This is a genomic window from Aliterella sp. E5.1 (genome assembly GCF_057473825.1).
Genome location: NZ_JBYCCV010000127.1, coordinates 1 through 8,986, shown reverse-complemented (window position 1 = coordinate 8,986; position 8,986 = coordinate 1). Strand labels below are relative to the sequence as shown.

The 8,986-nt window shown below is 50.8% G+C and carries 14 protein-coding genes and 1 pseudogene; 7 read left to right on the top strand and 8 right to left on the bottom strand.

Annotated elements, in window-relative coordinates; genetic code table 11:
* Positions 1–205, bottom strand: a 205-nt coding sequence (locus tag AC2VE5_RS22385) for a TetR family transcriptional regulator (RefSeq protein WP_486889886.1), incomplete at its 3' end; no start/stop codon positions are given.
* Between the two features lie 194 nt (positions 206–399).
* Between AC2VE5_RS22385 and AC2VE5_RS22380 the strand changes: the two genes are divergently transcribed.
* Positions 400–879 carry a DUF805 domain-containing protein gene (locus AC2VE5_RS22380; RefSeq protein WP_486889885.1) on the top strand — a complete coding sequence of 160 codons (480 nt, stop codon included), beginning with the start codon at positions 400–402 and terminating at the stop codon, positions 877–879.
* Positions 880–892: 13 nt separating this feature from the next.
* Here AC2VE5_RS22380 and AC2VE5_RS22375 read toward each other — a convergent pair whose 3' ends face one another.
* The 3 genes and pseudogenes from AC2VE5_RS22375 to AC2VE5_RS22365 form a co-directional block, all read right to left on the bottom strand.
* Positions 893–1,102: a hypothetical protein gene (locus AC2VE5_RS22375; protein ID WP_486889884.1), complete on the bottom strand. Its 210-nt coding sequence runs from the start codon at positions 1,100–1,102 to the stop codon at positions 893–895.
* 77 nt (positions 1,103–1,179) lie between these two features.
* Positions 1,180–1,470, bottom strand: a pseudogene (locus AC2VE5_RS22370) (manganese catalase family protein); the annotation flags it as partial.
* Positions 1,471–1,713: 243 nt separating this feature from the next.
* The gene (locus tag AC2VE5_RS22365) at positions 1,714–2,133 is read right to left on the bottom strand and encodes a hypothetical protein (protein ID WP_486889883.1); all 420 of its coding nucleotides are present in this window, start codon (positions 2,131–2,133) and stop codon (positions 1,714–1,716) included.
* A gap of 119 nt (positions 2,134–2,252) precedes the next feature.
* On the opposite strand from AC2VE5_RS22365, the gene AC2VE5_RS22360 reads away from it, so the two are divergent.
* Positions 2,253–2,420 carry a hypothetical protein gene (locus AC2VE5_RS22360; protein ID WP_486889882.1) on the top strand — a complete coding sequence of 56 codons (168 nt, stop codon included), beginning with the start codon at positions 2,253–2,255 and terminating at the stop codon, positions 2,418–2,420.
* Here AC2VE5_RS22360 and AC2VE5_RS22355 read toward each other — a convergent pair.
* Positions 2,402–3,231 (bottom strand): IS1 family transposase gene (locus AC2VE5_RS22355; protein WP_486889881.1). Its coding sequence is split into 2 segments (ribosomal slippage): positions 2,402–2,887 and positions 2,890–3,231, totalling 828 coding nucleotides; the frame shifts between segments, so codons are not numbered across the junction. The two genes, AC2VE5_RS22360 and AC2VE5_RS22355, sit on opposite strands and share 19 nt — an antisense overlap.
* Positions 3,232–3,430: 199 nt before the next feature.
* Here AC2VE5_RS22355 and AC2VE5_RS22350 point away from each other — a divergent pair.
* The gene (locus tag AC2VE5_RS22350) at positions 3,431–4,309 is read left to right on the top strand and encodes an IS982 family transposase (RefSeq protein ID WP_486889880.1); all 879 of its coding nucleotides are present in this window, start codon (positions 3,431–3,433) and stop codon (positions 4,307–4,309) included.
* A gap of 12 nt (positions 4,310–4,321) precedes the next feature.
* On the opposite strand, the gene AC2VE5_RS22345 is transcribed toward AC2VE5_RS22350, so the two are convergent.
* On the bottom strand, positions 4,322–4,858 hold the full coding sequence (locus AC2VE5_RS22345) for an ABC transporter substrate-binding protein (RefSeq protein WP_486889879.1): 537 nt from the start codon (positions 4,856–4,858) through the stop codon (positions 4,322–4,324).
* A gap of 448 nt (positions 4,859–5,306) precedes the next feature.
* Between AC2VE5_RS22345 and AC2VE5_RS22340 the strand changes: the two genes are divergently transcribed.
* Positions 5,307–5,873, top strand: coding sequence for a Crp/Fnr family transcriptional regulator (locus tag AC2VE5_RS22340; RefSeq protein WP_486889878.1), 567 nt, complete (start codon positions 5,307–5,309; stop codon positions 5,871–5,873).
* A 126-nt stretch (positions 5,874–5,999) separates the two neighbouring features.
* Here the strand turns inward: AC2VE5_RS22340 and AC2VE5_RS22335 are convergent, their stop codons facing one another.
* Positions 6,000–6,563, bottom strand: a complete 564-nt coding sequence (locus AC2VE5_RS22335; protein WP_486889877.1) for a Uma2 family endonuclease — start codon at positions 6,561–6,563, stop codon at positions 6,000–6,002.
* Between the two features lie 99 nt (positions 6,564–6,662).
* On the opposite strand from AC2VE5_RS22335, the gene AC2VE5_RS22330 reads away from it, so the two are divergent.
* The 3 genes from AC2VE5_RS22330 (at position 6,663) to AC2VE5_RS22320 (ending at position 8,103) form a co-directional block, all read left to right on the top strand.
* Positions 6,663–7,492, top strand: a protein-coding gene (locus tag AC2VE5_RS22330; protein WP_486889876.1) for an IS5 family transposase whose coding sequence is annotated in 2 segments (ribosomal slippage) — positions 6,663–7,047 and positions 7,047–7,492 — 831 coding nt in all. Because the reading frame shifts where the segments join, the coding sequence is not laid out codon by codon here.
* A gap of 25 nt (positions 7,493–7,517) precedes the next feature.
* Positions 7,518–7,781, top strand: a complete 264-nt coding sequence (locus tag AC2VE5_RS22325; protein WP_486889875.1) for a type II toxin-antitoxin system RelE/ParE family toxin — start codon at positions 7,518–7,520, stop codon at positions 7,779–7,781.
* The gene (locus AC2VE5_RS22320) at positions 7,669–8,103 is read left to right on the top strand and encodes an addiction module antidote protein (protein ID WP_486889874.1); all 435 of its coding nucleotides are present in this window, start codon (positions 7,669–7,671) and stop codon (positions 8,101–8,103) included. Before AC2VE5_RS22325 ends, AC2VE5_RS22320 begins: the two co-directional genes overlap by 113 nt.
* Positions 8,104–8,146: 43 nt before the next feature.
* On the opposite strand, the gene AC2VE5_RS22315 is transcribed toward AC2VE5_RS22320, so the two are convergent.
* Positions 8,147–8,920 carry a hypothetical protein gene (locus AC2VE5_RS22315; RefSeq protein ID WP_486889873.1) on the bottom strand — a complete coding sequence of 258 codons (774 nt, stop codon included), beginning with the start codon at positions 8,918–8,920 and terminating at the stop codon, positions 8,147–8,149.
* Positions 8,921–8,986 lie beyond the last annotated feature (66 nt).

Genomic DNA, 8,986 nt, shown 5'->3' with positions numbered 1-8,986 from the left:
GCCAGTTGCCGTACTTCTCGGCCACCAGCGCCTTCGCCAGGTCCAGCTTGGACCGGAAGTGGAAGTACACCGCGCCCTTGGTCAGGCCGGTGCGCTCGACGATCCGCTCCAGCCGGGCTCCGGCGTAGCCGTGCTGATCGAACTCGTCCGCGGCCGCGTCGAGGATGCTGGCACGGCTGCGCTCGGCGCGCTCCTGACGTGGCATGGCTGGGGTCCTCGAATCCGTTCGATGCGGCGGTCCCCCCAGGAGCAAACTCTAACCCGGGGACGCCGCGCGACACGGCAGGGCGCTCGATTCCGCGGCGATTCGCCGCCGCGGACGCCGTGGACAGCAGGGTGGTGCGGGACGAGGCGCCCGTCGCATCCTGTACTCGTAGCCTCGCGAGAGGGGGACCACCGATGTCCATGCAGCCGCCGCCGTCCGCCCCGCCGCCGCCATCCGGTCCTGTGCCGCTGTGGGCGCCGCTCTACGGCGCCACCATGGGCGACGCGATCCGCCGGTTCTTCACCAAGTACGCGGACTTCACCGGACGGGCGAGCCGCGGCGAGTACTGGTGGTTCTTCCTGTTCGACGTGCTGCTGGCCATTGCCTACTGGCTGTTCGTGGTCGTGATCAGCCGGCTGAGCGGCAGCTTCCGGATGACCGGCTCCCCGCGCATCGTCGGACCGCTGTTCTGGGTGCTGCTCGCCGTCTGGATCGTCTGGGTCCTCGCGACGCTGGTGCCCCACCTGGCCCTGATCTGGCGCCGCCTGCACGACGCGAACCTGGCCGGCCCGTGGTACTTCATCTCGTTCGTCCCGTTCGGCTGGGTGGTGCAGCTGGTGCTCACGGCCCTGCCGTCGAACCCGCTGGGGGCGCGATTCGACCGGCCGCGGTAGCGGCAGCGTCGGCTCAGCAGGAGTCCGCGAACAACCGCCGCGGCCGCTCGTGGTCGGCGTCGTCGAACAGCACCGACGCGACCTCGCGCGGCGCACCCAGCGGGTCCTTGCGGCCCGTGGCCACGAACGACCAGTCCGCGTCGCGCTCCGGGTCGTGCTCGATCCAGACCGAGAAGTTCCAGAGCCCGCGCAGGCCCTCGCCCAGCAGCCCGGGGCCGTCCACGACGAGGACGCCGTCGGGCGCGGCGGCGCGGAAGGGCGTCCCCAGGTCGGCGCGGAGGCCGGCCGGCGACGCGGGCGCCGGACCGCAAACAAGGTGCTCTTATAAGCATCTGTTTGATCAACGTTTTTTGTATGCGCTTCAATTAATTTACCCACCATTTCCAGATGGCTAAACTCTTCGATCGCAATATCCTGCAGCATATCCTTGATGCCAGCATTTTCAATGTGAAAAGACTGTACCCAATACTGCAGCGCAGCTGAAAGTTCCCCAGTTGCTCCGCCAAACTGTTCTAGGAGTAGCTGAGCAAATCGAGGATCTGCCCCCTCAATATTGACGCTATGAATGGGTTCTTTTTTATGCAGAAACATAATACCTGCCTTGGGGTGAGGAAAACACCATTACTTTAACGAGAGCTGCTAGAGAGAACCTGCATCGCTAGAAGGAGTTGGGAGCCACTAAAGCTCCTACTTGTGAGGGTTTAAACTTCCTGAAGCTGAGCCTACCTCAACAGGCTTATTTCCTTTGCCGCCAGCATCAGCACAAAGAAAGTTGAATAGTTTTATCAGTGGTGAATAAATTCCAGAATCAGGCCCTAGATACTTGATAGCGACTTATTCGGATTTAAACTTCCCGATTAAGTTGGTATGGGTCCGGCGACTCATGTAGTAGCTAAATTCACTGATCGAGGGGTTAGGAAGACTTGGGTCAACGGTTCCAGTTGTCCGCTGCCAATGCTCGCTGGTCGCGGGGCGGGCACTTAACTGACCATCATTTTGTTTGGAGACCAGCATCCACATTTTGCCATGCTCACCACAGAAAAACTCTTCCAGCCAGGCATTGGCATCCACACAAGCCCCTTTAGCAGCTAAAAGCATGGCGTTTTTCCGGGAGACGCCCAGGTGATGCTTGATCTCCGCGACCTCTTTGTAGTGTAAGGAGTACTTTTCACCGTTCAAGCGCCACAGTCGTTGCTGGCAGTGAACACAGCAAAACTTCTGAGTCTTTTTTCGCTTGCTCCGCTTATTCGGCATCGAGGTCCTTGCTAAAACTAAACGACAACTTCGCTGCGGGGTTTACTCTGGCAAGTTGTTGAACCCTCACTTAGTTTTCAGGTGATGGGGGTAGTACCAATGCTGAATGATACAAAAGTTTGCACCAAAACGGCAATCATCCTCAGGTTCAGGTATTTCCCTCAACATTCTGGAATACTAGATGGGTTTGGGCGACAGAAGTTGCCAAATTGGCAGAAGTTTTTAGTTTTGTAACAGAGGCTACCCCTGGAACTAAATCGGTTGTGCGTCAAATAGTTGTGGGATAGGTGGCAATATCATTCCAGCTCCAAGGACGAGATGCTAAGCCTGCTCGTTGAGCAGCAGTTGTCTTCAGCCGACTGTGCTGCCAGACCCAGTTGAAGTAACTCACGACCAAGCGCGCACTCACTTTCGTTTGCTCCCAGGCTTTGCCAAATTTGTGCTGGCGTCTATGCCATCGCCCAGTTTGCTCTCGGACAATGCCATTGGTGCGCTCCAAACGTTGAGTTTTATCTTTACCAATGTAATGCGTTATCTCTAGCGGCAAAATCCGCTCATAGCCACCCCAATCATCACTGTTCCAGTGCTTACAAGCTGTTTTACCCTCAGTGCTCGTCAATAGCTCATCGAGTAGCTGGTCTGTATGCTTGCCCACTCGACAGGCCAAAATCAAGCCGCTTGTGTTTGCTAAACTTAAGCCCATCCAACAATCTCCAACCTCTAGCTCGACCGGGAGGCAGTGTTTTTGCTTTTTTTGACAAAGGACCACATCTCATCAGCACTGACATCTTCAGTCTTGACACACTTCACTTGAGCATTATGAATCTGCTGGGCACGTTGACTGGCAGCCCGTACTAGGGAGACGACGGTATTGTAAGCCAGTCCGCTCGTCCGGGCGATTCCTCGCAAACTGCTGCCTTCAGCATGAGCTTGAAGAACTTGGCGGATCTTCTCTGGACTAATCTGGCGGCGATAGTAGAGCGTATCAAATCGTTCGCTGAAGGTCTGCTGGCAAATCGGACAAAAGTAGCGCTGGGTTGCATTTGGCATCTGGCCATGCTTATGAGCCTTGGGATGACCACACAATGGGCATTGCATAGGAGGATTAGGTAGGTAGAGGGTTCTCCTCTCTACACTAAACCTACATTTACATGATGCACAACCGGTAATCTCAACAGTGTGATTATGTTCAGATATCTTAAAGTAACGTCAGTTCTGGATAAGAGAATCGGCGCAAACCAGGAAATGGAGGAGCAGGTACGCTGAAGTTGTAAACCATTCAGCCCCGTCCTCCAATATGACTAGCTTAGAAGAACTCTTTTGCCACGTCGATGACTTTTGCCAAGCCTTTGAGCCTCACTGGCAGCGCCAGTTACTCAGCAACGGCCTGAAAACCCGTCAGCGAGAACGGTCGCTGAGTCTGAGCGAAGTGATGACAATTCTGATTGCCTTTCACCAAAGCCATTATCGCAACTTCAAGCGCTACTACGTTCACCACGTCTGCCAGTACTGGCAGGCGGCGTTTCCAAAGCTGGTGAGCTACCCGCGTTTGGTAACTTGGATACCCTCGTGCTTGCTCCCCCTGTGCTGCTACCTGAAGGATTGCTTGGGCCAGTGCAGCGGTATCAGCTTTATCGATGCGACCAGCCTGAAGGTCTGCCACAATCGCCGGGTCTCTGGACACAAGGGGTTCAAGTCGATAGCGGCCAGGGGCAAAACTGCGATGGGCTGGTTCTATGGCTTCAAGCTGCACCTGGTGGTGAGCGAATGCGGTGAGCTGCTCAACCTCACCATCACTCCCGGCAACACAGATGACCGCAAGCCCGTTGTAGACCTGCTCACTCACCTCAGCGGCAAGGTGTTTGCTGACCGCGGCTATGTCTCTCACAAGCTGGCCAAGCAACTGCTCGAAACCTTCGGCATCGAGTTCTTTGCCAAGCCCCGGCGCAACATGAAGAATCAGCTGATGCGGTTAACGGACAAGCTATTGTCCCGCAAGCGCGCCATTGTCGAAACGATCATCGACCAGCTGAAGAACATCTCTCAGATTGAGCATTCTCGGCACCGCAGTCCGACAAACTGCTTTGTCAATATTATCTGTGGCCTGATTGCCTATTGCCATCAGCCCAAAAAGCCAAGTTTGCATCTAGAGTGGGCCTTACCGCCTGCTGCTTAACCGGAACTCACGTTAAAGTCTTAAATTCTGCTTCCAGGTCGGACCATAGGTTTCGCTAAAAACTGTCGGTGCGATGGTTGAGAGCTGAGAATAAACTTGCTCATGGCGGACCTTGCTACCTAGGATTAGATCCGGCTTTAGAGTGGCAATTTTCTCCAAGTTGGGTTGATATTGGTCCCCAATAACGGGAACGCCAGTTAGTTCATCTTCAATGTAGTCATAGTAAGGATCCCCACTCCAGGATTTGATAGATCCAACGGGTTTAACCTCCAACGCTAAGACACTATCAGTGGCCTCATTGGTTAATGTAATCACTCTCCCAGGACTTCCATTGATTTCCGTGGTTCCCATGGCATGCTGGATAGTGCCAGATGACTTCGCAGATTTATTGAGTGATTCATTCTGAGAATGCTCATCAACCCCTTTTTCAGCAACTTTTTCGCCACTGATATTGCATCCCCAGAGGGCGAGACAGTCGAGTAGTACCAAGCCTAGAAGGAGCTTTGAACTAAACAGTTTAAGAAAGGTTTTCATTTTAACTATTGACATTTTTTTGCAATTGGCCCTATGCTGACTGAGGTCGGCAAATAAAAATAATTTGCAAATATCAGAGCTAACTTCTTAAGCAATAGACGGGAGGCAATACCTGATCGTTTAGGGACGGTAAGACCTACAGAGTAAGCATAGGAAGATCTAGATGATCTGCGTTTCAGCTTACCAAAAGAGAGCAGACGCTTAGCGATCTTATTTCTTCAACCATCTATCAGCTTCTAGGTTGGAAACATTACCATGCAAGAGTATGTAATACGCAGTCACCTCTCTTACTAGAAATTATTTTCAAAGAGCTTTCAAGGATAGAAAAAAGGATTCTCTGATCAGGAGAGGACTGCCTATTCTCCAGAGTTAAAAGTCTTATCCAAGCTTTAATTTGCTCAACGACTTAGGCAGCTATTGCTGCTAGCTTTCATCGTTCCTTAATTTCTAAAAATATTGCTTTATGGTTACTTCAGCTTCCGTTTTAGCTCCGAAGCCTGTTCAAAAAACCTTTGCACACCATGACCGGATTCCCTTAGAACCAGGGATTCTCTGGCAAATTGACCGGGGCGTGGTTCGCACTTCAACCTGGAGTAAGGATGGCATAATCACCCCCTTAGGTTTTTGGGGACCGGGGGATGTCGTGGGTAGCCCGCTGACGCAAGTGCATCCCTATCGGATCGAGTGCTTGACCAGCGTGGAGGTAACTCAGTTGCCGACCCACCTGTGGGATCAGGCCTTAGATGCAATCCTGCTCCATATTCAACAGGGGGAAGAATTGCTGAGAATCGTTCACTCCCAACGGGTTCACTATCGTCTAATTCGGTTTTTGACCTGGCTGGGACAGAAGTTTGGCCGCGCTGTCAGCGGGGGTCACTTGATTGATCTGCGGTTGACCCATCAAGAAATTGCCGAATCCTTGGGGACTTCAAGGGTGACAATTACTCGCTTGCTCAACAAGTTAGAGCAAGAAGGTTTAATCTTGCGATCGCATCGATATTTGACCCTGCGCTACAACTATGAGCATTGAACCAAATCAGCTGCCTAACGGTTAGCCTTAGCTATGCATCCTCTTTGGATGGTCGGTGTTGCACAACTGTTGAGACGCCTCAAAGGTTGTGTCTCTAGAAGTAATGACTAAAGGGAATGCCCATGGCTATAGGAAAAGTTGATCAATAGGGATGTTGAACCCTGGCAGTAGGGGTGATGTCAGGGTGTCATCTCCAATGAGAGTGCCGACGAGTTGGAGTTGAGCCTCTGCCCGGCGGTAAATTTCCAGGCTTTTAAGCTGCCAACTGACAATCCAATATTCTTGAACACCATAGAGGGAGTAGAGCTTGAGCTTAACTTCTTTATCCCGCCGCTCGTTTAGGTCGCCTGGGGAAAGAACTTCGACAATGAGTTCAGGGGCGACAACGAGGTGCCCGGCGGCGTCGATGCCGTTAGCGAGTCGATCATTACTGGCCCAAACCACGTCGGGAACCACGGCATCATTGGGGGTGAAAATAACGCCAGGGGCTTCAAAGGCTTTACCAAGTTGAGTCTGTCTAGACCAAATAGCCAATTCCACATGGATGTTGCCACCTGCATCTTGGTGGCGAATGTGGGGCGCACGGGTCACGTACAGGTCTCCACTGATGATTTCATAGCGCTTCCAACCACCCTCGTCGGGCATAGCATCGAGGTCCCGGGTGATCCAGCGGAGGGAGTTGGCGACCATGGGATTTGCTATTGAGCTAGCTTTTTCAAGTTTAGTCGATTAAGGTTCTTGCAAAAGGGTAGTAGAGAATAGCAAGAGTAGAGAAGAAAGATCCTCCCTATGCCATCCTACGAGCAAGTAAAACAACTCAAGCCTAGCCAGTTTAGGCGACTGTGCGGAGTACATCGAGCGACCTTCGAGCAAATGGTTGCCGTCGTCGAGCAAGCCAGAGCCAACCAGCAGCCTGGCAGACCCAGCAAGCTCTCAATTCCAGACCAGGTGCTCCTAAGCCTAGAGTATCTGCGTGAGTATCGAACTTACTTTCATATTGCCCAGTCTTGGGGAGTAAACGAATCCACAGCTTATCGGATCATGCGTCGAGTAGAGACCGAATTGGTCAACTCGGGTCTGTTCCGGCTGCCTGGGCGCAAAAAGCTGTTGGAGGCAGACCATGAACTGGTCATTGCCGTAGTTGATGTGATGGAACATCCCATAGAGCGACCCCAAAAAAACAGCGAGCCTTCTACTCTGGCAAGCGTAAGCAACATACTTTGAAGTCTCAAGTGGTCATCAACCAAGCAACGGGACAGATTATCTGTAGTGCCCATGGCAAAGGCACGACCCACGACTTTCGTCTCCTCAAAATTAGTGGCATTCGGTTTCATCCGACTATTGAGTGTTTGGGCGACAAGGGCTACCAGGGGCTAAGAAAGTTCCATCCCAATAGTCGCACCCCTCACAAAAAGCCACCAAAGGCTACTTTGAGTACCCAGCAGCGACGGGAAAATCGGCAGTTGGCTCAACAGCGAGTAGTCATTGAGCACGTCAATGGATATCTTAAGCGGTTTCGAATTCTATCGGAGCGCTATCGCAATCGCCACAGGCGTTTTGGCTTGCGCTTCAACTTGATTGCTGGGCTTTACAACTATGAATTGTCTATGACTTGTTGACCTTTTGCAAGAGCTCTAATGATGGGTGGAGCCGCACTACCACCGCAGACGGCGAATCATCAGACGTCTGTTTCGCGTTCAACAGGGGAATTACGGAGATGTTAAACCGATAGGCAAAGGGCTTTCCGAATTGCGCCTGTTCTTTGGCTCCGGATATCGAGTGTATTTCGGTGAAGATGCTGGAAACATTATTGTTATCCTTTGCGGTGGCGACAAGGACAGCCAGGGACGGGATATTGAGAACGCCAAAGCTTATTGGAAGGAGTACAAAAGCCTTGGAAAAACTTAGAACACTCGATGAGTTCACAGAAGGATATTTTCGCGATCACCCTGACGAGATAGACGATTATTTAACAGAAATTTTTCAAGATTATGCGGAAGATAACGATACTGGAACCTTACTCGCTTCGTTGCGCATCATCGCCCGTGTCCGGGGTGTCAGCGATATAGCGGGAAGAACTGGCATGACCAGACAAGGGATACAAAAAGCCTTATCCGGTAACGGCAACCCACGCCTTGGAAACGTCACATCCATCATGAAGGCTATGGGCTATTGTCTGGTACCGCAAAAGTTGCCGCCTGATTATGAACTTATGAGAAATCGTTCGTAGATCGATTTTTTATACCTGTCTTGGTATATTCTAGGCAATCTAATCAAGCAAACATAGGATCGAGCGAATACAGGCGATTGCCTCTCACATAGTCTCTAATAGCTTGCCCTATCAATGAGATGAAGCTATCGGGAGATATTGTGTCCTTCAATCCAAGAATAATTGATGATTCGCTTATATAACATACAGGTTCTCTGTACTGTACGAAATAAAAAGGCAAAAACAATTTTGCTTCACCAAGCTCATTCCTCAGCGTCTCGTTTATGTTCTTGTATATATCTATACTGTTAGCTCTACTCAAATCGTCAACGAAATGAACTCTATTAAATGGATCAACCCTAAATCTGTTCCATAGTTTATGTAACACTTGCTTTGTTTCATTAGAACCTTGCCAGTATTCAATAGGGTTGTCAAACACCTCTAATTCGCCTAGCTCATTCCTCACCTCGTTTGCAACATTACGGTAAAGCTCATAAAGAGTAGGTTCAAAGCCAGGATTTCCGTCAATCGTCAGAGGTAAACAGAAAAGAGTGCTATTAACTAATGATTCGTCTGAGTAGTCCCTATTTTCTGCGGCTAACAAACTCATGAGCTGAGAGCGCACTATTCGATTTAGCCAGGCATCCCAGCTTTCCCTATTGATATCCACCGACTCGATGTCCATATGTTCGAGATATTTAGGGCGGCCATGCTTATCAAATGGCGGAAATCTCAAGTTACTATAGAAAAGAATATATACCGCGAAGTTTACTATTTCATTTTGATAAAATCGGGCAATCGAGGCGCTTGTTCTATCAGGCGACAGAGTAATAAACATAGTTAGTTCGCTACGGTGTATATGTCACTTATAGCCAAAGTACCCACAGAAAACTAGATTTTAGTG

Coding starts and splice junctions, on each gene's coding strand:
- AC2VE5_RS22365 (WP_486889883.1), bottom strand. CDS start 2,133: ATGCCGAATAAGCGGAGCAAGCGAAAAAAGACTCAGAAGTTTTGCTGT.
- AC2VE5_RS22345 (WP_486889879.1), bottom strand. CDS start 4,858: ATGTCAATAGTTAAAATGAAAACCTTTCTTAAACTGTTTAGTTCAAAG.
- AC2VE5_RS22340 (WP_486889878.1), top strand. CDS start 5,307: ATGGTTACTTCAGCTTCCGTTTTAGCTCCGAAGCCTGTTCAAAAAACC.
- AC2VE5_RS22315 (WP_486889873.1), bottom strand. CDS start 8,920: ATGTTTATTACTCTGTCGCCTGATAGAACAAGCGCCTCGATTGCCCGA.
- AC2VE5_RS22320 (WP_486889874.1), top strand. CDS start 7,669: ATGCTGGAAACATTATTGTTATCCTTTGCGGTGGCGACAAGGACAGCC.
- AC2VE5_RS22380 (WP_486889885.1), top strand. CDS start 400: ATGTCCATGCAGCCGCCGCCGTCCGCCCCGCCGCCGCCATCCGGTCCT.
- AC2VE5_RS22335 (WP_486889877.1), bottom strand. CDS start 6,563: ATGGTCGCCAACTCCCTCCGCTGGATCACCCGGGACCTCGATGCTATG.
- AC2VE5_RS22350 (WP_486889880.1), top strand. CDS start 3,431: ATGACTAGCTTAGAAGAACTCTTTTGCCACGTCGATGACTTTTGCCAA.